At 72.1% G+C, this 23,873-nt stretch carries 24 protein-coding genes; 7 read left to right on the top strand and 17 right to left on the bottom strand.

Annotation, left to right across the window (positions count from 1 at the left end; translation table 11 throughout):
* Positions 1-4: 4 nt before the first annotated feature.
* Positions 5-1,336, bottom strand: coding sequence for a wax ester/triacylglycerol synthase domain-containing protein (locus tag AB0F13_RS05200; protein WP_362075411.1), 1,332 nt, complete (start codon positions 1,334-1,336; stop codon positions 5-7).
* A gap of 459 nt (positions 1,337-1,795) precedes the next feature.
* Between AB0F13_RS05200 and AB0F13_RS05195 the strand changes: the two genes are divergently transcribed.
* Positions 1,796-1,888: a hypothetical protein gene (locus AB0F13_RS05195; RefSeq protein WP_362075408.1), complete on the top strand. Its 93-nt coding sequence runs from the start codon at positions 1,796-1,798 to the stop codon at positions 1,886-1,888.
* A 524-nt stretch (positions 1,889-2,412) separates the two neighbouring features.
* Here the strand turns inward: AB0F13_RS05195 and AB0F13_RS05190 are convergent.
* The 11 genes from AB0F13_RS05190 to AB0F13_RS05140 all read right to left on the bottom strand — a co-directional run bounded on the left by AB0F13_RS05190 (position 2,413) and on the right by AB0F13_RS05140 (position 12,317).
* Positions 2,413-2,991: a hypothetical protein gene (locus tag AB0F13_RS05190; protein ID WP_362075405.1), complete on the bottom strand. Its 579-nt coding sequence runs from the start codon at positions 2,989-2,991 to the stop codon at positions 2,413-2,415.
* Between the two features lie 5 nt (positions 2,992-2,996).
* Positions 2,997-4,118 carry an ROK family glucokinase gene (locus AB0F13_RS05185; protein ID WP_362075402.1) on the bottom strand — a complete coding sequence of 374 codons (1,122 nt, stop codon included), beginning with the start codon at positions 4,116-4,118 and terminating at the stop codon, positions 2,997-2,999.
* Positions 4,119-4,563: 445 nt separating this feature from the next.
* A complete protein-coding gene (locus AB0F13_RS05180; protein WP_362075400.1) occupies positions 4,564-5,385 on the bottom strand; it encodes an ATP-binding cassette domain-containing protein in 822 nt (273 codons plus the stop codon).
* Entirely contained in the window at positions 5,382-6,434 is a 1,053-nt protein-coding gene (locus AB0F13_RS05175; RefSeq protein ID WP_362075397.1) for an ABC transporter permease, read from the bottom strand. Before AB0F13_RS05175 ends, AB0F13_RS05180 begins: the two co-directional genes overlap by 4 nt.
* Positions 6,431-7,402 carry a sugar ABC transporter substrate-binding protein gene (locus AB0F13_RS05170; protein WP_362076041.1) on the bottom strand — a complete coding sequence of 324 codons (972 nt, stop codon included), beginning with the start codon at positions 7,400-7,402 and terminating at the stop codon, positions 6,431-6,433. The genes AB0F13_RS05175 and AB0F13_RS05170 overlap by 4 nt, the downstream gene beginning before the upstream one ends.
* 324 nt (positions 7,403-7,726) lie before the next feature.
* On the bottom strand, positions 7,727-8,476 hold the full coding sequence (locus tag AB0F13_RS05165; protein WP_362075394.1) for a GntR family transcriptional regulator: 750 nt from the start codon (positions 8,474-8,476) through the stop codon (positions 7,727-7,729).
* Positions 8,477-8,582: 106 nt separating this feature from the next.
* On the bottom strand, positions 8,583-9,794 hold the full coding sequence (locus AB0F13_RS05160) for a cytochrome P450 (RefSeq protein WP_362075390.1): 1,212 nt from the start codon (positions 9,792-9,794) through the stop codon (positions 8,583-8,585).
* Between the two features lie 178 nt (positions 9,795-9,972).
* Entirely contained in the window at positions 9,973-10,608 is a 636-nt protein-coding gene (locus AB0F13_RS05155; protein WP_362075387.1) for a 2-dehydro-3-deoxyphosphogluconate aldolase, read from the bottom strand.
* A gap of 114 nt (positions 10,609-10,722) precedes the next feature.
* The gene (locus AB0F13_RS05150) at positions 10,723-11,319 is read right to left on the bottom strand and encodes a DUF4865 family protein (protein WP_362075385.1); all 597 of its coding nucleotides are present in this window, start codon (positions 11,317-11,319) and stop codon (positions 10,723-10,725) included.
* A 32-nt stretch (positions 11,320-11,351) separates the two neighbouring features.
* The gene (locus tag AB0F13_RS05145; protein WP_362075382.1) at positions 11,352-11,816 is read right to left on the bottom strand and encodes a TetR/AcrR family transcriptional regulator; all 465 of its coding nucleotides are present in this window, start codon (positions 11,814-11,816) and stop codon (positions 11,352-11,354) included.
* A gap of 93 nt (positions 11,817-11,909) precedes the next feature.
* Entirely contained in the window at positions 11,910-12,317 is a 408-nt protein-coding gene (locus AB0F13_RS05140) for a ribonuclease domain-containing protein (protein WP_362075379.1), read from the bottom strand.
* A gap of 151 nt (positions 12,318-12,468) precedes the next feature.
* Here AB0F13_RS05140 and AB0F13_RS05135 point away from each other — a divergent pair, with 151 nt between their 5' ends.
* Genes AB0F13_RS05135 through AB0F13_RS05125 form a run of 3 tightly spaced genes read left to right on the top strand, consistent with a single transcriptional unit; the run spans position 12,469 to position 13,905 of the window.
* The gene (locus AB0F13_RS05135) at positions 12,469-13,077 is read left to right on the top strand and encodes an XRE family transcriptional regulator (RefSeq protein WP_362075376.1); all 609 of its coding nucleotides are present in this window, start codon (positions 12,469-12,471) and stop codon (positions 13,075-13,077) included.
* Positions 13,074-13,214, top strand: coding sequence for a DUF6126 family protein (locus tag AB0F13_RS05130; RefSeq protein ID WP_362075373.1), 141 nt, complete (start codon positions 13,074-13,076; stop codon positions 13,212-13,214). Before AB0F13_RS05135 ends, AB0F13_RS05130 begins: the two co-directional genes overlap by 4 nt.
* A gap of 22 nt (positions 13,215-13,236) precedes the next feature.
* Positions 13,237-13,905: a transcriptional regulator gene (locus AB0F13_RS05125; protein WP_362075370.1), complete on the top strand. Its 669-nt coding sequence runs from the start codon at positions 13,237-13,239 to the stop codon at positions 13,903-13,905.
* A 208-nt stretch (positions 13,906-14,113) separates the two neighbouring features.
* Here AB0F13_RS05125 and alc read toward each other — a convergent pair whose 3' ends face one another.
* Together alc and allB are read right to left on the bottom strand one after the other, a co-directional pair.
* The gene (gene alc / locus AB0F13_RS05120; RefSeq protein WP_362075367.1) at positions 14,114-15,262 is read right to left on the bottom strand and encodes an allantoicase; all 1,149 of its coding nucleotides are present in this window, start codon (positions 15,260-15,262) and stop codon (positions 14,114-14,116) included.
* A complete protein-coding gene (gene allB / locus AB0F13_RS05115; protein ID WP_362075364.1) occupies positions 15,259-16,614 on the bottom strand; it encodes an allantoinase AllB in 1,356 nt (451 codons plus the stop codon). Before allB ends, alc begins: the two co-directional genes overlap by 4 nt.
* 195 nt (positions 16,615-16,809) lie before the next feature.
* On the opposite strand from allB, the gene AB0F13_RS05110 reads away from it, so the two are divergent.
* Positions 16,810-17,598, top strand: coding sequence for an IclR family transcriptional regulator (locus tag AB0F13_RS05110; RefSeq protein WP_362075361.1), 789 nt, complete (start codon positions 16,810-16,812; stop codon positions 17,596-17,598).
* Between the two features lie 29 nt (positions 17,599-17,627).
* Here the strand turns inward: AB0F13_RS05110 and AB0F13_RS05105 are convergent, their stop codons facing one another.
* Positions 17,628-18,047 (bottom strand): DUF5955 family protein, encoded by a 420-nt coding sequence (locus AB0F13_RS05105; protein WP_362075358.1) that lies wholly within the window; start codon positions 18,045-18,047, stop codon positions 17,628-17,630.
* 168 nt (positions 18,048-18,215) lie between these two features.
* Here AB0F13_RS05105 and AB0F13_RS05100 point away from each other — a divergent pair, with 168 nt between their 5' ends.
* Positions 18,216-18,836 carry a nucleotidyltransferase family protein gene (locus tag AB0F13_RS05100; protein ID WP_362075356.1) on the top strand — a complete coding sequence of 207 codons (621 nt, stop codon included), beginning with the start codon at positions 18,216-18,218 and terminating at the stop codon, positions 18,834-18,836.
* 150 nt (positions 18,837-18,986) lie between these two features.
* Positions 18,987-20,585: a malate synthase A gene (gene aceB / locus AB0F13_RS05095; RefSeq protein WP_362075353.1), complete on the top strand. Its 1,599-nt coding sequence runs from the start codon at positions 18,987-18,989 to the stop codon at positions 20,583-20,585.
* A 23-nt stretch (positions 20,586-20,608) separates the two neighbouring features.
* Here the strand turns inward: aceB and AB0F13_RS05090 are convergent, their stop codons facing one another.
* Positions 20,609-22,132 carry a YfcC family protein gene (locus AB0F13_RS05090; protein ID WP_362075350.1) on the bottom strand — a complete coding sequence of 508 codons (1,524 nt, stop codon included), beginning with the start codon at positions 22,130-22,132 and terminating at the stop codon, positions 20,609-20,611.
* A 268-nt stretch (positions 22,133-22,400) separates the two neighbouring features.
* On the bottom strand, positions 22,401-23,711 hold the full coding sequence (locus AB0F13_RS05085) for a nucleobase:cation symporter-2 family protein (protein ID WP_362076038.1): 1,311 nt from the start codon (positions 23,709-23,711) through the stop codon (positions 22,401-22,403).
* Between the last annotated feature and the right edge of the window lie 162 nt (positions 23,712-23,873).

Here is a 23,873-nt window from a genome sequence, read left to right as displayed (position 1 = left end):
GGCATCATGAACGAGCACGCCCCCCTGCCGGGACACCCACCCGGCCGTCGGCCGGGTGCCTGGGAGCGGGGGGAGATGACAGGATCGCCTCCCACAGCTGTACGGCGGCCTGCTGCCACAGCACCGGGAGCCGGTCCACGCCGGGAACCGCCACATCGCTGATCACGGCGATCTGGGCGGTCGTGCCGTAGGTCGTCAGGCCGACATTGAACGGATGCCCGGGAGGCAGCAGGGTCATCGGCACCACGTCAGTCAGTGACGGCGGCACCGCCGCCTCGTCCTCCCCGCACGGCACGTATGACGAGATGACCGGGGCGTAGCGCGCATCCAGCACACGGTGGAGTGCGAATTTCACCAGCCAGGCCGGCGAGCCGTGCAGCAGGTCCTGTGCGGTCTGGCGCACGCGCGCCGACTTGAGCACGGTGGTCGCCTTCACGGTCTGCAGCAGGCGCAGCTGCGGGTCACCTTCCTGGCACGGCAGCCACACCCGACGCAAAAAACACCTATTGCCCCACGTCGATGACTCCTCGGCGCGCCTGACATTGAGCGGGACGGCGACGGCCAGCGGCGCGGGAGTTCTGCCCGTCTCCAGGCACCAGGCGCGCACCGCTCCCGCCAGAGCGGCCAGATGAACATCGTTGACCGTTCCTCCGGCCGCGTGCGCCACCGAGCGCAACCGGGGCAGCGAGGTCGCGGCGGTCGAAATTCGACGCCTGCCCGAGAGCTCCCACTCCGCCCCCAGCCCGGTCGGCGGGAAGCGCCGATACCCGGCATACATCGCCGCACCCGTACCCAACGCCCGCAGGAACCGTCCCATGCCCGTGCCGACCCCTTTGCCGGCGGCCGGTCGCGGGACCGGCCCCGGTCCTGCTGGAGTGACAAGGATCTGCAACATCTGCGCGATCGCCACACCGTCCTGGCGGCCGTGGTGCACGCGATAAGACAGAGCCCAACCGTGCCCCGAGGATGGCCGCACCAGCCGCATCTCCCAGTCGAGTGCGGAAGGAAGCGGCCCGGCCCACAACCGCTGGACCTCGTTCTCCACGCATGTACGCCCCTCGCCCGCCACGACTGTCTCCACCACATGCCGAACCACCTGGAAATCGGGAACGGGCGCCCAGGCGACGGCCGAGGCCGACCCGCGCAGCGCGTGAGACAGCACCGGCAACTCGTGCAGCGCCCCGTCGACCAGACACCTCAGGTCGGCCACGGTCGGCGCTTCGCCCTCCGCATACAGGATGGCTCCCACATCCAGACGTGCATCCGGGTTCCTGCTCCCGAACGCAAGAAAAGCCCGGTCCAGAGCTGAAGCACGAAGGGAAAATGGCGAGTTCACAGTGGCTGGTTTCCTTCATTCAATCCGCCCGATGGCAAGCTCCGGCCCGGATGTGAGCGTGCGAGGACCGCCCCAGCATGCAAGAGGCGGGCGGAAGCCCAATACGTCATTCACCTGTACAGCTCAGCCGGTGACACGGAAGCGCCATCTCGGTGACAGCGGTTGACGATGAGCCCCACGCGGCAGACGACCAGGGAGTACCTGTAATTCGGCGCTCCCGCCGCTTGGCATCGCACGGGCGAGCAACCCAGACGGTACGACGGCCATGTGGGTGAGAGACCGCTTGAACGGACTGTGGTGCGACGAGGACTTCGCCGACTGGTACCCGCGCGACGCGCGTCCCGGGCTCTCACCCGCCCAACTGGCCACCATCTGTGTCCTGCAGTTCCTGCTCGACCTGTCGGACCGGCAGCGGCCGAAGCGGTCCGCTGCCGCATCGACTTCACATACTCCCCGGCCATGGAGCTGGACGATCCCGGCTTCCACCACAGCGTGCTGGCTGACTTCCGTGAGCGCCTCACCCACGACGGTCGCGCCGACCACCTCCTCTGACCTCGCGCTCGCGCGCTTCGGCCGTGGGGACCAACGGAACAGCCAGTAACGCCAAGCACTTGATCTTGAGTCAGTGAGAGGTCCCCGGCAGCACTCGCCGGGGTACTCTGCCGTGCCGCGAGGGCGTGTCGGTGGCGCTGCCTGGTCTCGGCCGGGGAAGCGTGGGGAAGAAGCGTCCGAAGCGTTCGGGTTCTCTCGGGCGAACGGCTACGGCCTGGTTCGCCGCGGGGGGTCCCCTGCTTTGTGCTGCGGCATCGGCCGTGAGCACACACGTCGTCTTGCAGCCGCACGCAGAGCCCCCGCCGGAGTGCACCAGCGAGGGCTCCTCGTCTCACACAGGTCTCACCAACTGTCTCGACTCTCCCGGACCACAAGGCCCTGACCTGCGCGCACACCCCTGACCTGGACCATCTGGACCGTGCGAGACGCCATCTGCAGCCTGTGCCAGGTGGTACCCAGCGCGGGACCGAGGACGAGGACGGGGCCGTCCTCGGGTCCGTCGGGCCCGTTTCAGGGGGTCGCCGTCAGGGCGTCGTCGTCGAGATGACGAACACCTCGGGGCGGTCCGGGTTGTCCATGTTGGCGGTGATCTGGAAATTCGGCTTGGGCTTGTCCTGCTCCCGGACCGTGCCCTTCCAGTGGTGGCCGCTGCCGAACTTCCACCCCACGACGGCCGCCTCGTCCTCGTCGATGGTGATCCGGCCGTCCTTGAGGGCGGCGGGGTTGGTGCCGACCTGCTTGAGCCACTTGTCGAACTTCTTACGCGTGGTCGAGAACTGCAGGTACAGCGAGCTGGACCGCCAGGAGTTGGTCTCGTAGTGGGCGACGTCGGTGGCGTAGGCCGGCACCGTCATCCCATAGATGCGCCGCTGGACCTTGGAGGGCCAGCCCTCCTCCAGCCCCTTGGAGACGGCCTCCTCCCGCTTGGTGGCGCTGCCGCCGCGGCTCTGCACCGCGGAGATGTAGAGGTAGCCGGCGGGGATGGCCACGAGCAGGAAGATGATGAACGGCTTGACCCAGCGGCGGCGGGGCCGGCCGGCGGTCCCGTCGGCGGCCGGGCCGCCGGGCTCCTCCGCGTGGGCGGTGCGTTCGGTGTGCTCCATGATGCTCATCCCCGGCCCGCCTGTGCGTACCGCTCGTAGCGCTCGACGCGGCGCCGGTTGGCGCGGCGGAAGCGGCGGGCGACGAGGCGGGCCAGGTCGGCGGCGCCGACCATGCCGGCCTCGGGGCCCAGCTGTGCCTTGACGATACGGGCCTCCGGGCGGTAGCCGCGGCCGGTGAGGTGGCGGCGGAAGGCGTCCCGGGCCGGGCCGATCAGGAGGTCGTCGGCTGCCGAGACCCCGCCGCCGATGACGAAGCAGGACGGGTCCAGGGCGGCGGCCAGGTTGGCGATGCCCACGCCCAGCCACTGGCCGATGTCCTGCAAGAGCTCGACGCACATGGCGTCGCCCTCGCGGGCCAGCTCCGTGATCAGCGGACCGGTGATCTCGGGGATGCTGCCGCCGACGCGGTCGATGATCCCGTACGCGACCGGAGACTCGGCGGCGGCCAGCTCACGGGCCTCGCGGACCAGGGCGTTGCCCGAGCTGTACTGCTCCCAGCAGCCGCGGTTGCCGCAGGGGCAGCGGTGGCCGCCGGGCACGACCTGCATGTGGCCGAACTCGCCCGCGACGCCGAACTTGCCGCGCTTGACCTGGCCGTCCTCGAGGATCGCGCCGCCGATGCCGGTGCCCAGCGTGATCATGACGAGGTGGTCCTCGCCGCGGCCGGCGCCGAAGCGCCACTCCGCCCAGGCGGCGGTGTTGGCATCGTTGTCGACCATGACGGGGACGGCGAGGCGGCCGGCGAGGCGGTCGCGCAGGGGCTCGTTGCGCCAGGACAGGTGGGGGGCGAACAGGACCCGGTTGCGGTCGGCGTCGACCCAGCCGGCCGCGCCGATGCCGACGGCGTGGACGTCGTGGCGGTCGGAGAGGTCGAGGACCAGTTCGGTGATGGTGTCCTCGACGACCTTGGGACTCTTGGACTTGTCCGGGGTCTCCGTGCGGAGCTTCTCCAGGATGTTGCCGTCGGCGTCGACGACGCCGGCCATCACCTTGGTGCCGCCGATGTCGATGCCGACGGTGGGGACGCGGGGTGCGGTGAGATGGGAGCGGCGCTCGCGCGTGCCCACCGTGCGGAGTACGGTCGCCCTTCCGGTGCCCCGGTACACCCGCTCGCGGTACATGCTCATCGCGGCACCCCCACCACTGCGTGGGGCCTGGCGGGTCTACGGGCGCTGCGGGTGCGTGCTCGCACGAGTCGGTGTCCCTGCAGTGGTCTCGGGAGGCCGGGGCCTCGTATCTGTGGTCGTCGCCGATTGTGCCTCACGGGTGCGGTGCGCTGCACAACGGTGCCTCGTGGGGCGGGGCCGGACCGGGACGGATCCTTCTGGGGGCTGCATGATTTACGGCGGGTGCGGTTCCCTGTTTCGGCGCCCCCGATGCCGCCGCAAATCACGCTTTACGCCCCTGCCAGGACCCGTCCCGCCCCGGCCCCTCCCGCCGGTTCGACGGCTGCCGCCCGGCTGGTGGGCAATCGCAACCGGACAGCAAACCTGCACCCAAGGCGGCGCCACCGGTGCGGGGTACTGGGCCGCAACCCGAGAGCGGCGCCCCACTGCCCGGCACCGGCACTTCTCAGCCCTCGACGGAGTCCACCGGCTTGCCGCCGATCACATCGGGGCCCGGTGCCCGCTCCAGCTCGTGGCTGAGCTGGTCGAGCTCACTGCCGCCCGCCATCTGGCGGGTCAGCTCGTCCAGGGCGATCCCGTTCTTGGTGTGGCTGCCCGCCATCGCCCCGCGCTTGAGGAGGATGAAGCGGTCACCGACGAGGTACGCGTGGTGCGGGTTGTGCGTGATCAACACCACGCCCAGGCCCGCGTCCCGCGCGGCGGCCACGTACTTGAGCACGACGCCGGACTGCTTGACGCCCAGCGCGGCCGTGGGCTCGTCCAGCACGAGGACCTTCGCACCGAAGTAGACGGCGCGCGCGATCGCCACGCACTGGCGCTCGCCGCCGGAGAGCGTGCCGATGGGCTGGTCGACGTCGCGGAGGTCGATGCCCATGCGCAGCAGCTCGGCGCGGGTCGTCTCGCGCATCTGCTGGACGTCGAGGCGCTTGAAGGGGCCCGTGCCCTTCGTCGGCTCCGAGCCGAGGAAGAAGTTCCGCCAGACCGGCATGAGGGGGACGACCGCGAGGTCCTGGTAGACCGTGGCGATGCCACGGTTGAGGGCCTCCCGGGGCGAGGCGAGCTTCGTCTCCTCGCCCTCGAGCTCGAAGCTTCCGGCGTCGTGCTGGTGCAGGCCTGCGATGATCTTGATCAGCGTGGACTTGCCGGCGCCGTTGTCGCCCAGCACGCAGGTGATCTCACCCCCGTGGACCTCCAGGGAGACGCCCTCGAGCGCGCGGATGCTGCCGTAGAACTTGCTCACGTCCGTGAGCTTGACGAGAGCACTCATTTCGTCGCCTCCGCGCGCTTACGGACCCAGGCGTTCAGCAGGGTCGCCAGGAGCAGCATGGCGCCGAGGAAGAACTTGAACCAGTCCGGGTTCCACTGCGCGTACACGATGCCCTTGCTGGTCATACCGAAGATGAACGCGCCGACCGCGGACCCGATGGCCGAGCCGTAGCCGCCGGTCATCAGGCAGCCGCCGATGACGGCCGCGATGATGTAGAGGAACTCGTTGCCGACGCCCTCGCCCGACTGGACGACGTCGTAGGACATGAGCAGGTGCTGGCCCGAGATCCAGGCGCAGAAGGCCACCGCCATGTAGAGGCCGATCTTCGTCCGGTTGACCGGGACGCCGACCGCGCGGGCCGCGTCGGCGCCGCCGCCCACCGCGAAGATCCAGTTGCCCACGCGGGTGCGGAGCAGGATCCAGGTGGCCAGTGCGACCAGGCCGAGCCACCAGAGGATCGTGACCTGGAGGTCCACTCCGGCGATCGTCAGGTGGGAGGCGAACACCGTCCGGGCGGACTCGAAGCCCTCCATGTCGCCGATGGTCTTGGTGGAGACCGTGCTGCTGATGAGCTTGGTGAAGCCCAGGTTCAGGCCCGTCAGCATCAGGAAGGTGCCGAGGGTGATGATGAAGCTCGGCAGCTTGGTGCGGGTGAGCATGAAGCCGTTGAAGAAGCCGACGGCCAGGGTGACGAGGAGGGAGACTCCTGTCCCCACCCAGACGTTCGCGGTCATCTGGTAGCTGAACATCGACGAAACCAGGGCCGACGTCGTCACCATGACGCCGGTGGACAGGTCGAACTCGCCGCCGATCATCAGCAGCGCGACGGGCACGGCCATGATGCCGATCGTCGAGGACGCGTACAGGACGGTGGAGAGGCTGGAGGCCTGGAGGAAGCTGTCCGCCACGAACGAGAAGAAGAGGAAGACCGCCGCGGCGCCGACGACCGCGCCCAGCTCCGGGCGGCCGAGCGTGCGGCGCAGGTACGAGCGGCTCACGAGGCGCTCGTCGGGCGGGTTCTTGGCGGGGGCTGTGGCGGGTGCGCTCATCGCGTGCCCCGCTTGGTGTACTCGGCCAGGGTCTTGGCGTCGTCCTTGGTGACGATCTGCGGGCCGGTCAGGACCGGGCGGCCGCCGCCGAGCATGTCGCGGTTGTACTTGTAGAGCCACAGGAGGTCGACGGCCTCATAGCCCTGGAGGTACGGGTCCTGGTCGACGGCGAAGCCGAGGCTGCCGGACTGGAGGGACTCGGCGACCTTGGCGTTGAGGTCGAAGGTGTCGACCTCCGCCTTGCTGCCGGCCTGCTCGGCGGCCTTGACGGCAGTGGGGGCGAAGGGGGCACCCAGGGTGACGACCGCGTCGATGTCCCGGTCGGACTGCAGCTTCGCCTCGATGGACGACTGCACATTGGGCATGTTGGTGCCCTCGACGTAGAGGTTCTGCAGCTCGCCCTTGAAGGACTTCTTCACACCTTCGCAGCGCTGCTCGTGGCCGACGTTGCCCTGCTCGTGCAGGACACAGACGGCCTTCTTCTTCCCGCGCTGGTTGAGCTGCTCGCCCACGGCCTCGCCGGCGATCGTCTCGTCCTGGCCGATGTGGGTGAGCGCCCCGAAGTCCTTGGACTTGTCGGAGCCCGAGTTCACGGTGATCACCGGGATGCCGGCCTTCTTCGCCTTGGCGACGACGTCCTTCATGGCGTCGGGCTTGGCGAGCGTGACGATCAGGCCGTCGACCTTCTGGTCGATCATGGCCTGGACGTTCTGCGCCTGCTTGTTCCCCTCCACGTCGTGCGCGTAGAGGAACTTGATGTTGTCCTTGGCGGCCGCCTGCTTGGCACCGCTCTGGACGATGTCCCAGAAGGTGTCGCCATCGCCCGAGTGGGTGACCATCGCGAAGGTCCACCGGGGGGTGTCGACCGCCGCGCGCCCCTGGGCGGTCTTGGCGGCCCGCTCCTCGGCGCGCTTGCCGCCCGTGCTGCTGCACCCCGCCAGTGTGGCGCCGAGCACCGCTGCCAGCACGGCGCTCACCGCACGTACGCCTGTCCGAACCCTTGCCACGAGGACTTGCCCTTCCACTGTCTGTCACGGTGCGGCCGGACCCGCTCCCGCAGGCCCAACCGCCCAAGTATCCGTCACCATCCGTCACCGCTGTCGGCCGGGGCGTCGGCAGTGCCGTACGGGTCCGCTTCCCGTCCTTCCGCGCTCCTTGCCCTTCTGTTTGCTTCTCCGCTTGCCTCTCCGCTTGCTTCTCCGCTCACGGCGTGTGTGGATTTGTAGTGGCGCGCGCCACATCACGTCAAGGCTTTGTCAGAACATTCTTACGCCATGACAATCGCCGCACCGTCACGGACGGGCCAGCAGCTGGAAGTCGAAGGCGTACCGCGAAGCACGGTACAGATGCGATCCGAACTCCACCGCGCGACCCGTGTCGTCGAAGGTCGTCCGCTCCATCGTCAGCAGCGGCGCACCCTCGGGCTCCGCCAGCAGCTCGCCCTCGGCGGCGGTGGCGGCGCGGGCGCCGACGGTCTGCCGGGCGCTGTGCAGGGTGATGCCGGCGGTGCGCATCAGGCGGTAGAGGCCGGTGGTCTCCAGCACCTCGCCCTCCAGGTCGAGCAGGCCCACCGGCAGGTGGTTGGTCAGCCGGGCCATGGGCTCGCCGTGGGAGAGGCGCAGCCGCTCGACGAGCAGCACGTCGGCGCCCTCGGCGACGCCGAGGGCCGCGGCGACGTGGGCGGTGGCGGGCTCGACGGCCCGGCGCAGCACGCGGGTGGCGGGCCGCTGGCCGGCCGCCTCCAGGTCGTCGTAGAGGCTGCTCAGCTCCAGCGGGCGCCTGACCTGGCTGTGCACGACCTGGGTGCCCACGCCGCGGCGGCGTACGAGCAGGCCCTTGTCGACCAGCGACTGAATGGCCTGCCGGACCGTGGGCCGGGACAGCCCCAGCCGTCCGGCGAGTTCGATCTCGTTGCCGAGCAGGCTTCCGGGGGCGAGCTCACCCCTTTCGATGGCGGCCTCCAGCTGTTGGGACAGCTGGAAGTAGAGCGGGACCGGACTGCTCCGGTCGAGGGAGAACTGGAGGGGTTGCTGCTTCGCCACGGAGGGAGCGTAGCCCCAGGACCTGATGACGGGAAGTCCGGAGGTCCGGTTGTCCTGACATGGTCAGGTGCCCCCGCGGCGCGTGGTCGCGGGGGCTGCGGGACGGTCAGAACCGGACGGGCAAGTGGTGCGGGCCACGCATCAGCAGGCCCTCGCGCCAGGTCAGGGCCGCCGGATGGGCGTCCAGAGCGAGGTCGGGGCAGCTCTCCAGCAGGGAGCGGATGGCGATCTTGGCCTCCAGCCGGGCCAGGGGCGCGCCCACGCAGTAGTGGATGCCGTGTCCGAAGGCGACGTGACCGCGCGCGTCGCGGTGGATGTCGAAGCGGCCGGGCTCCGGGAAGCGGGCCGGGTCGTGGTCGGCGTCGGCGATGACGGCGAGCACCAGCTCGCCCCCGCCCGGCACGACCGTGCCGCCGATGTCGATGGGCTCGGTCGTGAAGCGGTACGTGGAGGTCTCCACCGGCCCGTCGTAGCGCAGCATCTCCTCGACGGCGTTGTCCAGCAGCCCGAAGTCGGCCCGCAGCTCGGCCAGCTGGCCGGGGTGGCGGAGCAGTGCGAGGACGCCATTGGAGATCAGGTTGACGGTCGTCTCGTGGCCCGCGACCAGCAGGATCCACGCCATGCCCAGGAGCTCCTCGGGCGAGAGCCGGTCGCCGTCCTCGTCCGTGGTGCGGATCAGCGCGCTCAGCAGGTCGTCGCCGGGCCGTTCGCGCTTGGCGGCGACGAGTTCGGCGAGATAGGCGGCGATCTCCCCGGCCGCCTGCGCCTTCACCTTGGCCGGGGCGGAGCCGATGGCGGTGTTCGACCAGTGGCGGAAGGACTCCTGGTCGAGGTCCGGCACGCCCAGGAGGTCACAGATGACGCCGATGGGCAGCGGGAAGGACAGGGCGTCGACGAGGTCGGCGCGGCGGTCCGGGCCGGCGAGCATCGCGTCGAGGAGGCGGTCGGTGAGCTCCTGGACGCGTGGCGCCATGGCCTCGACGCGCCGCGCGGTGAACTCCTTGGCGACGAGTTTGCGCAGCCGGCCGTGGTGCGGCTGGTCGAGGATCAGCATGTGCGGGCCGGAGGCGATCACGGGCAGCCCCAGATCGTGCGAGGCCTGTGCCCAGTCCTTCGACAGCCGGGGGTCGTTGAAGGTGGCCCGCACCTCGTCGTAGCCCACCACCAGCCAGCACAGGGCGCCCTCCGGCATCCGCACGCGGTGCACCGGTCCCTGCTCGCGCAGCTTGGCGTAGACGCTGTACGGGTCGCGGGCGAACTCGCCGCCCATCGCCGCCAGATCGACTGTCCCGTCCTTCGCACCCGCTATGGCCACCATGGCACGACCCCCTGGTCGTCGAAGATCACTCGACAGGGCCCCGGGCGCGGCGGGTCCAGTGGACCGCGCGCCCGGTCACCCGTCGACTCACCTCCACCATACGGCGGCGTACGGTTGCGGGCATCGGCCGTGAGGACGACTTGCAGGGCCGGTAGGTGCTGCGGGAGTTGGAAGGGCGTCAGCCGGAGCGCCGGCCTGCCTCCGCCAGGCGGCCGAGCAGCTCCCCGGCACGCTTGGCGACCGAGTCCCGGTCCCCCTCGGAGAGTTCGGCGCCCATGCCGCAGGCCACGGCCCCGGCGGCGATCCAGTCGGGGGCACTGTCGACGGATATCCCGCCGGTGGGCACCAGCGCCGCCTGCGGCAACTCCGCGCGTACCGCCTCGATCCAGTCGGGGTGCCGGCCCACGGCGGGGAAGATCTTGACTGCGTCGGCGCCCAGCTCCATGGCGCGCACCAGCTCGGTCGGGGTGGCGACGCCGGGGAAGACCGGCACCCCGTAGCGGTGGCCGGTGCGGATGACGCCGGCGTCGAGGCCCGGCGAGGCCAGGAAGCGGGCACCGGCGTCGATGGCCATGCGGGCGGAGGGGGCGTCGAGGACCGCACCCGCGCCGACGACGCCCTCCTCGCCGACCTCGCGGGAGAGGGTGGTGACGGCCTCCAGGGCGAAGGGGGTGGTGAGGGATATCTCCAGGCTCGTGATTCCGGCGGAGAGCAGGGTGCCCGCCGTCGACGCGGCCTGGTCGTAGCTGTCGCCACGGACCTGGGCCAGGATGCGCTGGGCCAGTGCGGCCCGGGTGATCTCCCAGCGGTACACGGAAGTTCGCCCCCTTCTCGCAGTGCGTGGGTGTCGTGCCTCCCCGGACGTCGTTCCCCCAGAACGTTAGCGGGAGGCACCGACAATCGGCCCCGCTGCGACAGCGGCGGCCGCCTACCAGTGGCGCCCCGCGGGGATCTCGTCGAGGTGCGGCGCGGACAGGTGCAGCACTTCATAGCGCTCGGCGCCCGCGGCGGCGCTCTGCGGTACGGCCGTCTCCCACAGCGTGAACCGCAGCAGCTGCCAGTGCCGGGGATCGAAGGCCAGGGCGGTCGTGTGCACGCCTTCGGTGCGGGCCAGTTCGCCCAGCCCGGCGAGCGCGTCCGCGACCAGGGCCGTGGGGTCGGCCCCGGCCGGCATCGGCGTCAGATGCCGGGTCGCCGCCCGCGGTGCGACGGCCCGGGCGGGTCCCGCCTCGCAGGCGATGCCGGTCCAGTGCTGGACGGCGGGCCGTCCGAAGTCACCGATGATGCCCTGGAACCCGCCGCCGCCGACCAGGAACTCGCTCATCGCGCCGGCGTCCCCCCAGAGATAGAAGGGGGCGTACTGGTGGACCGGTGAGCCATCGACGCCGCGTTCGCGGATGACGTAGGCCTTCAGGCCCAGTCCGGCGCGGTCGTCGAGGGCGTGGCCGCGGGTCGCCACCCGCTTGCGGATGATGTTCATGTCGTAGTCGGCGGGCAGGGTGATCTCGTACTGCATGGCGTACACGGAAAAAGGCTCCTGTAGCTCGGTGGTGACGGTCACTCGGCGGCGGCGCGCCCGGCCGGCAGCCCGAGCACACCGTCGACGGCTTGGTGGAACGGCTCGGCCGAGCCGGCGGCGCGGGCCAGGACGTAGCCGCCCTGCAGCACCGCCACGACGGTCGACGCGGTGGCCCCGGGGTCGAGCGCGGCGTCCAGCTCGCCGCGGTCGCGGCCCTCGGTGAGCAGCTCGGCCAGCCGGGACCGCAGCCACGCGAAGGTCGCGTCGACCGGCCGGCGCAGCACCGGGTCGGCCATGACGTCGGGGTCCTGGGTGAGCCGGCCGACCGGACAGCCCTTGAGCACGTCCCGCTCGCGCCGCAGATACGCCGTGATCCGCTCCACGGCCGTACCGGGCCCGGCGAACTGTTCCTCCGCGGCGGCCCGCAGCTCCTGTGCCGTGCGTCCGACCGCGGCCAGGGCGAGGTCCGGCTTGCCTCTCGGCGTACATACCAGCAGGTACAAACGATCTTGCCGAGTACGCCGCACGGCGGCACCGGGACACCGGTACCGCCGTGCGGGCTCACCCGGGGGCACCCGCGTGGTGCCGCCCCGGGGTCAGCAGGTGAAGTCGACCAGGTCGAAGGTCGCGTAGTGGTCCGCGGTGTAGTAGTCCTCGTGCGCCTTCTGGCCGGCGACGATCCGGCGGGCACCGCGGTCGGGGGAGCCGGGGGTCACCACGGTGAACTCGTGGTAGTAGCCGCCCGCGTGCTTCGGCAGGACGCCCTCGCGGTTGGTGAAGACGGTGCCGTCCTTCGGGTACGGGTACGGGCCGCCCTTGTCGATCAGGTTCAGGGTGTCGTGGGCCTGCGAGGGCAGGTCGGAGTAGCAGATGTCTCCGGCGCTCTTCACGGCCGCCGCCGGGGAGGCGGACGGCGTGGCGGCGACGGCGGGGCCGCCGACCAGGAGAGTGGAGGCCAGGGCGGCGAGGGCCGCAAAACGGCTCAGACGATGGGGGGTTGTCATGAGTCCAGCATGACGCGCGTAGCGCATGTCATGTCAATGCCAATATTTAATGTTTGCCTGACGTTAACCACGACCGCCCGGATCGCCCGGTGGATTTGCCTCACAGGCAAAACTTTTGCCCCTGTGGCACGGTCCCGGCTATACCGGACACATGAGTGCAGACGATCTGCCCGTGGTCGCCCCGCAGCTGCGTGCCCTGCGCAGGCGCAGCGGGCTGACCCTGGAGGCCGCCGCGGCGCGGGCCGGGCTGTCGCCCGCCCACCTCTCCCGGCTGGAGACCGGGCAGCGGACCCCGTCGCTGCCGATGCTGCTGACGCTGGCGCGCACGTACGGCACCACGGTATCCGACCTGCTGGGCGAGGTGCCCGAGGAGCGTGATCCGATCGTCCGCGCCGACCGCATGGAGGCGCAGGAGGCGGGCGGCTGGACGTACTGGCGGGCCGGCGGTTCGGGCCGGGCCATGCAGGCGCTGCGGCTGCACGTGCCGCAGGGCCGGGGCAGCCAGGAGGAGCTGGTGCGGGTGCACCCGGGCGAGGAGTGGCTGTACGTCACGGGCGGACGGCTGCGGCTGACCCTGGGCGGGAGTGTTCACCTGCTCGACGCCGGGGACGCCGCCCACTTCGACTCGCTCACCCCGCACCGCATCGCTGCGGCGTCGCGCGGCGGAGTGGACCTGCTGTTCATGCACACGCTGATGCAGAGCGGTGCCGCCGAGCTGTGTCTCGGCGGCACGGCACCGACCCGGAGGGCAATGCCATGAGCGAGAACGCCAAGAACTACCTGGAGGAGGACCGGGCCCCGATGGGCATGACGGTCCGGGTCTTCATCTACCTCGTCGCCGTCCACTTCATCGTGGCCTTCTTCTTCCTTCTCTTCTATCTGGGCGGGGCCGAGTAGCCGCCGTCGCTACCCTGAGTGCATGGCTCGCACAGCCCGGGAAGTCCTCGACGACGCCGTCCGCCGTCTGCCGCCCGGCGCCAACCGCCTCGTCCCCCTGATCCATGCCGGCCGGGCCCCGCGCACGGCCCTCGCCACCCTTGCCCTGGAGCAGCGCCACATCATCACCGGCGACCGCCGCAGCTTCGAACACCTGGCGGCGCGCGCCACCGGCCTGCGGCAGCCCGCCGTCGCCGCCTTCTTCGCCCACCTCGCCCACGGCGAGAGCCTCGCGCTCGGGCTGCTGCCGCCGCTCGCCACCGCCTGCGGGCTGGGCGAGGACGAGGCGGCGGCCTACGAGCCGCAGGCCGGCTGCCAGGCCTACCCGGCGTACGCGGCCTGGCTGGCGCTGGGCGCCGAGCCCGTGGACGTGGTGGTGGCCCTCACCGCCAACTTCGCTGCCTGGGGCGGCTATTGCGCCACTGTCAGCCGTGCGCTGCGCGCCCATTACGGCTTCGCAGAGGAGGCCTGCGGCTTCTTCGACTTCTTCGCCGGCCCCGACCCGGAGGGCGACGCGAAGGCACTGGCCGCGGTGGCGTCCGGACTGGCGGACGGCCGGCTGTCGGAGCCACTGGCACACCGTTACGGCCGGCTGCTGCAGGACTACGAGTCGATGTTCTGGGACACGCTGGCCGGCCCGTCCGGCGCGTGACACCGGCTGGGGCGTGTCCGCGAAGCAGCGCCATGGTCCCCAAGGGCGTGGCCTGCGGCGTCCGGTGCGAGCGATCGCGAGGCGGAGGGTCGCCCTCGTACCGGGCGTACCCGGGCGGTCCCGACAACGCGGCGAGCTCCCCCGGCTGCCGCTGGGAGGTGCCCCGGTGCCGGGCGCCGCGGGCCAGGCGGGACTTCACGGGCACGGCCTAGGGCCGGCCCGCCCGCAGGCGCAGCCGTCCGGCGCCCTCGTCGGTCAGCGAGCCGTGCACGCGCAGACGGGCGATGCCCCCGTCGGGGTGGATGTCGATCCGTACGTGGGTGGCGGTCGGGGTGCGGTCGAGCGGGAAGCGGTGGACGGTGTCGGGCTGGAGGCGGGTGCGGGGCAGCACCTCGCTCCAGCCGGTGGTGTGGTCGGCGGGGTCGGCGCCCGTGGTGGCGTCGAGTACGGACAGGGCCGCCCAGCCCGCCGCGTTGCCCTTGTAGCAGCCGGTGTCGATCTCGACGGCACGCAGCACGGCCTGCCCGGTGAGGCGGTAGCGCACCCAGTCGTGGCCCTTGTCGCGGCGGCGGCGCGTCTCCCAGCCGTCGTCCATCTTGTGGGAGCGGCCCGGGTGGATGCTGTTGACCGGCGGGGAGTAGAAGCGGTCGGAGGCGTCCTCGGCGTGGCCGCCGTTCTCCAGGGCGGCGAGGTCGAAGGTGCCGAGGACCGCGAGCCAGGCCGGGTCGGGGACGGCCTCGCCGTGGACGCGCAGCCGGGCGATGCCGCCGTCGGGGTACTGGCTGAGCCGCAGGTGGGTGAAGCGCCGGCCGCATTCCACGCGGAAGCCGTTGGCGGCGTGGCCGCCGACGGGGGTGCGCGGGACGAGGGGCGTCCACCGCACGTCGCCGCCGAGCAGGTCCCCGGGAGAGGGGGTGCCGGGCAGCGAGGTGGCCTCGATGCCGACGGCCTGCGGGTGGTTGCCGCGGAAGTGGGCGGTGTCGACGACGACGCCGTGGACGGTGCCGGGCACGCCGAGCCGGATCAGCGCCCAGTCGTGGTCACCGTCCGCGGGGTGCGGGCTGTCGGCGGACGTCCCGCGCCGGCGGCGGGTCTCCCAGCCGTCCATGACCTTGCCCTTGTGCCCGAAGTGCGCGGGGTCGAAGTGGGCGGGGCCCGGCTCGATGAGGTTCTCGCGCTCGGCGAAGAACTCGTCGCTGGCGGCGATCACCGCGGCGCCGAGCCGGCGGTCCGCGAGGTCGGGGAGGTGGGTGAAGGGGAAGCCGGTGCTGCGGTAGTCGGCGTAGGGGTCGCCGCCGGGGTAGGGACTCGCGGCGCCGGCGAACGGGGAGGTGCCGGGTGTGCCACTCGTGCTCATGCGCGCTCCAGGAGTCGGCCGGTGGGCTCGGTCAGGGGGGTGCCGTGATCGGCGATCTTGCGGCCGCGCAGCCAGGTGGACCGTACGACCCCCCGCAGGGTGCGGCCGGCATAGGCAGTGACGGGGTTGCGGTGGTGGAGCGCGGCGGGGTCGACGGTGAAGGTCTCGTCGGGGGCGAGGACGGCGAAGTCCGCGTCGCGGCCGGCCTCGACGGCACCCTTGGCGCCGAGCCCCGCCAGGGCGGCGGGGGCGGTGGCCATCCAGCGGGCCACGTCGTGGAGGGTGTGCCCGCGCCGCCGGGCCTCGGTCCACACGGCGGACAGGCCGAGCTGGAGGGAGGAGATGCCGCCCCACGCGGTCGCGAAGTCGGGGACCTTGAGGTCGGTGGTGCAGGGCGAGTGGTCGGAGACGACGCAGTCGATGGTCCCGGCGGCCAGCCCCGCCCACAGCGGGTCCTGGTTGGCCGCTTCGCGTATGGGCGGGCAGCACTTGAACTCGGTGGCGCCGTCGGGGACTTCCTCGGCGGTCAGGGTCAGGAAGTGCGGGCAGGTCTCGACGGTGATCTGCACGCCGCCGGCCCTGGCGGCGGCGAGCGCGGCCAGCGGGTCGGCGGAGGACAGGTGCAGGACGTGCGCGCGGGTGCCGTGCCGGCGGGCGGCGGCCACGAGAGCACCGACGGCCTCGTTCTCGGCGGCGCGGGGGCGCGACGCGAGGAAGTCGGCGTAGCGCGTGCCACCGTGCCGGGGGGCGCGGTCCAGGTGGCCGGGGTCCTCGGCGTGGACGATCAGCAGAGCGCCGAGGCCGGCGATCTCGCGGGCCACGGCATCGAGGTCGGCCCGGCCCAGGTGGGGGAACTCCTCGACGCCGGAGGGCGAGAGGAAGGACTTGAAGCCGAAGACCCCGGCCTCGTGCAGCGGCCGCAGGTCGGCGAGGTTGGCGGGCAGCGCACCGCCCCAGAAGCCGACGTCGATGTGCGCACGGGTGCGGGCGGCGGCCTGCTTGGCCCGCAGGCCGGCCACGGTCGTGGTGGGCGGCAGGCTGTTGAGGGGCATGTCGATCAGCGTGGTGATGCCTCCGGCGGCCGCGGCCCGGGTGGCAGTGCCGAAGCCCTCCCACTCGCTGCGGCCGGGGTCGTTCACATGCACATGGGTGTCGACCAGCCCGGGCAGCAGTACGTCGTCCCCGAGGTCCTCGACGGCGGCTGCGGCCGGGGGCGGTCCTCCGTGCGGCAGGACGGCCGCGATCCGGCCGTCCGCGACGGCGACGTCCGCGGGGCGGATGCCCTCGGGGACGACGACCCTCCTCGATCTCAGGATCAGGTCCACGCTCCGGTGCGCCCCGCCTCGGTCCACGCTGTGCCCTCCCGCCGGCCCGGATCACTGGGTATTCAACAGTCTGTTGAAGCGCGCTGCGGGCAGTCTTCAGTCACCACCCGGTCTCGTCAAGCCCCTTTCACAGCACGGAATACGGATTTCACGCAACAGAAACCGGCATGGAGCAGCGACGGCGGCCGGTAGGCTGCTGCCACCCATCCCGGAAGGAGCGCCGTGCCCCCGTCCGCCGAGCCCCGAACCGCCCCGAACAGTGGCGGCGTCCAGTCCCTCGAGCGCGCCTTCGACCTGCTCGAGCGGATGGCCGACGCCGGTGGCGAGGTCGGGCTGAGCGAGCTGTCGGCGAGCAGCGGACTGCCACTGCCCACCATCCACCGGCTCATGCGCACGCTGGTGGCCTGCGGCTACGTCCGCCAGCAGCCCAACCGGCGGTACGCGCTCGGCCCCCGGCTGATCCGGCTCGGCGAGAGCTCCGCACGGCTGCTGGGCACATGGGCCCGACCGCACCTCGCGCGCCTGGTCGACGAGACCGGGGAGACCGCCAACATGGCGCTGCTCGACGGCGACGAGGTCGTGTACGTGGCGCAGGTGCCCTCACGGCACTCGGTGCGGATGTTCACCGAGGTCGGCCGGCGCGTCCTGCCGCACTCCACGGGCGTGGGCAAGGCGCTGCTGGCCCAGTCGCCCGACGACGAGGTCCGCGCGCTGCTGGCGCGCACGGGCATGCCGGCCGCCACCGAGAAGACGATCACCACGCCGGAGGACTTTTTGGAGGAGCTCGCCCGGGTGCGCGACGCGGGCTTCGCGATGGACGACAACGAGCAGGAGATCGGCGTCCGCTGCCTCGCGGTCCCGGTGCCCGACTCCCCCACCTCGGCGGCCATCTCCGTCTCGGGCCCGGCGGGCCGGGTCACGGAAGCGGCCACCGATCTCATCGTCCCGCTGCTGCGCGAGGTCGCGGCCCAGCTGTCGGCGGCGCTCGCCGGCGCGGCCACCCCCTCCTGAGGGGCGGCGGCCTCCCCGGTCACGGGGCGTCAGGCGCCCTCGCGGGGGCGCGGGAACCCGGCCGCGCCCGGCGCCTCGTCGCACACGCCGCCGGATGCGCCCTCGCCCACGCCGTCCGGCGCTTCGGACGGCAGTCCGCCGATGCGGTCGACCGCCGCGCGGACGTCGCCGAGCGCGGGGGCCAGGGCGCTGACGGATCCCACGGCGCCCGCCACCAGGAGAAGGGAGCGGCGCAGCCGGGAGACGTCCGTCGCGCCGGCGCGCGCCATCGCGTCCAGAGCGGCCAGTTCGTCCTCGGCCGCATCCCTGTCCGGTAAGGGAGCGGGGTGTCCGGCCAGCGCCCGGCGCAGCCGGGACACCGCCGCGCCCAGCTCGCCCGGTCCCGGGCCCGGCTCCTGAGCAGAACGGTCCGCTCGCTCCTCTTCCACCACTACGGCGCCTTCCGCCACGACGTGCCCCCTCCCACATGCTCGCTCGCGCGGATCAGTTAACGCCACTTTCCGTGCGACGCGCTACACGCACAGCGAAATTCGGGGCTGCGCGTTCACGTTCGGGTGACGAACTGGCGTCCTGTGCACGTCAGGACGCGTATGCGGTATGCAGGGCGTATGGCGGCGATGGCGGACACGAGTGCGCAGCGGGTGCCGGTCGCGGGCCTGCTGCTGGCGGCGGGTGGCGGACGACGGCTCGGGGGGCGGCCCAAGGCGCTGCTGGAGTGCCGGGGCGGCGACCTCCTGGTGGAGCGCGCGGTACGGGTGATGCGCGAGGGCGGGTGCGCGACGGTCCATGTGGTGCTGGGCGCGGGGGCGGCGGAGGTACGGGCGCGGCTCGGTGAACTCCCGCCGGGCACGGCCCTGGTGGACCATCCGGGCTGGGCGGAGGGCATGGGTTCGTCGTTGCGGGCAGGCCTCGGCGCGCTGGCGCCCGTCCCGGACGCGACGGCGGCACTGGTGATGCTGGTCGATCAACCGCGCATCGGCGCACGGGCGGTGGCGCGGGTGCTGGCCGCACACCGGGGCGGGGCGGGGCTGGTGGCGGCGGCGTACGGGGGCGAGCGGGGGCATCCGGTGCTGCTGGGGCGGGAACACTGGGAGGGCGTCGCGCGGACGGCCACCGGCGATCAGGGGGCGCGGGCGTATCTGCGCCGCCATGCCGACGCCGTCCGGCTGGTGGAGTGTTCGGACGTCGCCGCACCGGACGACATCGACACCCCCGGGGATCTCGCGTTGCTGGAATGAGCCCTTGTACTTCCACCATGAGGAAAATAGTCTCCACTTTGCGCGGCACCGCGTGCCACGCGCCGTGTCCACGGGTCGCGCCTGCCGTGACCGGTCCACCCCGGCGGCCCGCCGCCGGGCAAGCACCGCCCGCTGAAGGAGTGACAGCCCATGTCCGCACCAGCGCCGTCCCCGCTGGCAGTCGTCGACGCCCCGCCCGTCGAGCGGCAGGAGGAAGTGCTGACCGACGCGGCGCTCGCCTTCCTCGCCGCTCTGCACCGCCGCTTCACCCCGCGCCGCGACGAGTTGCTGGCCCGCCGTGCCGGGCGCCGCGCGGAGATCGCCCGCACCGGCCGGCTGGATTTCCTCACCGAGACGGCCGGCATCCGCGCGGACCCCGCGTGGCGGGTGGCCCCCGCCCCCGCCGCGCTGGAGGACCGGCGCGTGGAGATCACCGGCCCCGCCGACGACCGCAAGATGACGATCAACGCCCTCAACTCCGGTGCCCGCGTCTGGCTCGCCGACTTCGAGGACGCCTCCTCCCCCACCTGGCGCAACGTCGTGAACGGACAGCTCAACCTCATCGACGCCTACGAGCGCCGCATCGACTTCACGGCCCCCGAGGGCAGGGCGTATGCGCTGGGGCCCGCCGGACAGCTCGCCACGGTCGTCATGCGCCCGCGCGGCTGGCACCTCGACGAGCGGCACATCACCGTGGACGGCCGCCCCGTCCCCGGCGCCCTCGCCGACTTCGGCCTCTACTTCCTCCACAACGCCAAGCGGCTCCTCGGCCTGGGCAAGGGGCCGTACTTCTACCTCCCCAAGACGGAGTCGCACCTGGAGGCCCGGCTGTGGAACGAGGTGTTCGTCTTCGCCCAGGACTACGTGGGCATTCCGCGGGGGACCGTCCGCGCCACCGTCCTGATCGAGACGATCACCGCCGCGTACGAGATGGAGGAGATCCTCTACGAACTGCGCGAGCACGCCTCGGGGCTCAACGCGGGCCGGTGGGACTACCTCTTCTCCCTCATCAAGAACTTCCGTGACGGCGGGCAGCGGTTCGTCCTCCCCGACCGCAACGCCGTGACCATGACGGCCCCGTTCATGCGCGCCTACACCGAGCTGCTGGTGCGTACGTGCCACAAGCGCGGGGCCCACGCCATCGGCGGCATGGCGGCGTTCATCCCCTCCCGCAGGGACCCCGGGGTCAACGAGGTCGCCCTGGAGAAGGTCCGGGCCGACAAGAACCGCGAGGCCGGTGACGGCTTCGACGGCTCCTGGGTCGCCCACCCCGACCTGGTGCCGGTCGCGCGCGCCTGCTTCGACGCGGTACTCGGCGACCGGCCGCACCAGAAGGACCGGCTGCGCGAGGACGTGCGGGTGACGGCCGACCAGCTCATCGCCGTCGACACGCTGGAGGCCAGGCCTACCCGCGCGGGCCTGCGCAACGCCGTCCAGGTCGGCATCCGCTACATCGAGGCGTGGCTGCGGGGGCTGGGCGCGGTGGCCATTTTCGACCTCATGGAGGACGCGGCCACCGCGGAGATCTCCCGTTCGCAGATCTGGCAGTGGGTCGACGCGGGCGTCGTGCTCGACGACGGCGAGAAGGTCACGGCGCAGCTGGTCCGCGAGGTCGCGGCCGGGGAGCTCGCGGCCGTCCGCACGGAGACGGGCGCCTGGCAGCAGGCCCACGATCTGCTGCTGAAGGTCGCCCTGGACGAGGACTACGCGGACTTCCTCACGCTGCCGGCGTACGAGCTCCTCGGCTGAAAGGCCGCACGGGCGCGGCCCGTTCACGTCAGGGCCGCGCCCAACGCCACGAAAGCGCAGATCAGCACGGCCAGAACGGCCAGCAGCGGCCACACGAACCGCAGGTACCGGTCGTAGCCCACCTTGGCCAGGGACACCCCGCCCACCACCACGGCGGTGGTCGGCACCCACAGGTTCATCCAGCCGCTCGCCGACTGCCAGGCCGTGACCACCACCGCTCGCGAGACGCCCGCGAACTCCGCGAGCGGCGCGAGAATCGGCATCGCGAGGGTGGCGTGGCCGGAGGTGGAGGGGATCAGGAAGGCCAGCGGCAGGTTCACGACGTAGACGAGAATCGCGAAGGCCACCGGCGGGGTGCCGGAGACCGCGCCCTCGACGGCGTGCAGGACGGTGTCGATGACCTTCGCGTTCGTCATGATGACCGTGACGCCCCGGGCCAGGACGATCACCAGCGCGGGCGCGATGAAGTCCGCCGCGCCCTGCACGAAGATGGCGCTCAGCCGCTGCTCCCCCAGCCGGGCGACCAGCCCGACCAGCAGGGCCGCCACGATGAACAGGGCCGCCAACTGGGCGAAGGACCAGCCCGGTTCCCAGCCGTAGGGGGTCGCGTCGGCCTTGCCGGTGAGCGCGCTCGCCCAGGGGATGACCGCGAAGATCATGAAGGCGAAGACCAGCGTGACCATCACGAGCACGCCCTTCTGCAGGCCCGTGAGCTCCGGCGGCTCGACCGCCTGGGCGGCGAGCTCGCGGTCCCCCTCGCGGAAGCCGACCAGCGAACGGCCCGGGTCCGCCCGCACCCTGCTCGCATACCGCACGACGTAGGCGATGGTCACGCCGGTCAGCACCACCCACATCGCGAAGCGCAGCACGATGCCGTCGCCCAGGGAGATTCCCGCGGCCGAGGAGGCCACGCCGGTGGCGAAGGGGTTGACGGTGGAGGCGAGCACGCCGGTGCCCGCGCCGAGGATGATCGTGCCGGTGGCGACCATGCGGTCGTAGCCGAGGGCCAGCATCAACGGCACCAGCAGCCCGTAGAAGCCGAGCGTCTCCTCGGCGAAGCCCTCCACCGTGCCCAGGAGGGAGAAGACGGTCATGACGCCGGCGATGAGCAGCGCCCCGCGGTCGCGGAGCCGGTGGGCGAGCCGTTCGATGCCGCGGTCCAGGGCGCCGGTGGCGAAGACGACGGTGATGAACGCGCCGATCGCCAGGACGAAGAGGAAGACTCCGGCGCTGCCGTAGAGCGCGCCCACCGCGTCCGGCGCCACTTCGCCCGTCGTGAGGTCGCGCACGCCGTAGAGCCCGTTGACAGGCGACAGGAAAAGGTCGCCGAGCCGGTGCAGGAAGCCGCCGGGTGCGGCTTCGTGGTGGTACGTGCCCTGGACCGGGTTCCCGTCGGCGTCTCGGCGGTAGGCGCCGGAGGGGATGACGAAGGTGAGTGCCCAGACGATCAGCGTGACGGCCGCGAGGACGGTCAGCGCGCTGGGGAAGACGAAGCGGGGCTTCCCCTTCTCCTCGTGATCCGCCTCCGGCGGTTGCTGCTCGACCACGGCACACCTCTCGGCCGGACTTGACAGTGTTTGCGCCGATTGTGACTCAGTGGTCCACCAGGGCGGCTGAGGCGCGCAGCCGGGGCAGCCGCCCGGCCACGGGCATCCGGCCACGGGCATCCGGCCACGGGCACCGCGCTCGCCGCGCTGCCCTGGCTCACGTTCTTCGTCCAGGTCCTGCACTGGGAACTGCCCGCCGCGTCCGTGTGCCTGGCCCTGCCGGCGGCGGGCGCCGCCGTCGCGTGGGTGCGCGAGCGTCGGCGGGCTCTCAGGGCGGGCCGGGCCGTCGCTTCCTCCCCACGTGGTGGAAGGCGAGGTTGAGCAGGACCGCCGTCAGGCAGCCCGCGCTGACGCCCGAGTCCAGGATGATCTTCAGGGTGCCGGGAATGGCCGCGTTGTCGTAGAAGGGCCGCGAGACCACCGGGATGAGGCCCACGCCCAGTGACGTGGCGGCGATCAGCAGGTTGTCGCCATGGTCCAGGCCGGCCTTGAGCAGGACGTTGATGCCGCTGGCGGCGACCGTGCCGAAGAGCACGATGCCCGCCCCGCCGAGCACCGGCCGCGGCACGAGGGCGATCAGCGAGGCGAACACCGGGCTCAGGCCCAGCAGGACGAACATCAGCCCGCACGCGGCCACGGTGAAGCGGCTGCGGACGCGGGTGAGGGCGACCAGGCCGATGTTCTGCGCGAAGGCGCTGTTGGCGAAGCCGTTGAAGAGCGGGCTGAGCGCGGTGCCGAGGGTGTCGGCGCGCAGGCCTGCGGCGATGACCTTCTCGTCGGCGTCGCGGCCGACGATCTCGCCGAGGGCCAGCATGTCGGCGGTGCTCTCGGTCATGCAGACGAGCATGAGGACGCACATCGAGACGATGGCCGGCAGCTCGAAGAGCGGGTGGCCGAAGTGGAAGGGGACGGGAAAGCCGACGACGGCCGCGTGCCGGGTGGCGGTGGTGTCGACCGCCCCGGCCGGAAGGGCGACGAGCGTGCCGGCGACCAGGCCGAGCAGGATCGCGATCTGCTGGAGGAACCCTGTCAGCAGCCGGCGCAGGATCAGCACGATGGCCAGGGTCGCCGCGGCGAGAGCGAGGTTGGTGAGCGACGCCGGGCGCTCGGGGTGCCCGCCCTGGATCCAGCCGAAGGAGACGGGCAGGAGGGTGATGCCGATGAGGGTGATCACGGTGCCGCTGACGACGGGCGGGAAGAAGCGGACGAGCTTGCAGAAGGACGGGGCGAGCAGAAAACCCAGCGCGCCCGCCACGACGACGGCTCCGTAGATGACGGGAAGAGCGTCCCGGCGGTCGGGCTGGGCGGCGGCGATGGCCAGCATCGGCGCGACGCCAGCGAAGGAGACGCCGTTGACGAACGGCAGCCGGGCGCCGACCTTCCAGAAGCCCACCGTCTGCAGAAGCGTCGCGATGCCCGCCGTGAAGAGGGCCGCCCCGACCAGAAAGGTCACCTCCACCGGGGAGAGCCCGACGGCGGCGCCTACGACGAGGGGCGGGGCGACCACTCCGGCGTAGCTGGCGGCCACGTGCTGGAAGCCGCCGGCGAGGAGCCTTCCGGGCCGGGGCAGCCGGTCCACTGGATGGACGCCGCTCCCCTCCCGGGCAGCCGGTTCCGGCCCGTCGGCGGGCCGCCCGCCGATGCTGTCCACCGTGACCACGGCGGTTCCTCCTGTCAGTGGGGGCGGAGAAGGGCCGGGGCGCGCGTCACGAGCCGCGCCCCGGCCCGGCCCGGCCGAGGG

Origin of the sequence: Streptomyces sp. NPDC026206 (assembly GCF_040638465.1) — a bacterium.
In the GTDB taxonomy this organism is placed as follows: Bacteria; Actinomycetota; Actinomycetes; order Streptomycetales; family Streptomycetaceae; genus Streptomyces.
This window is presented reverse-complemented; position numbering and strand designations above follow the sequence as displayed.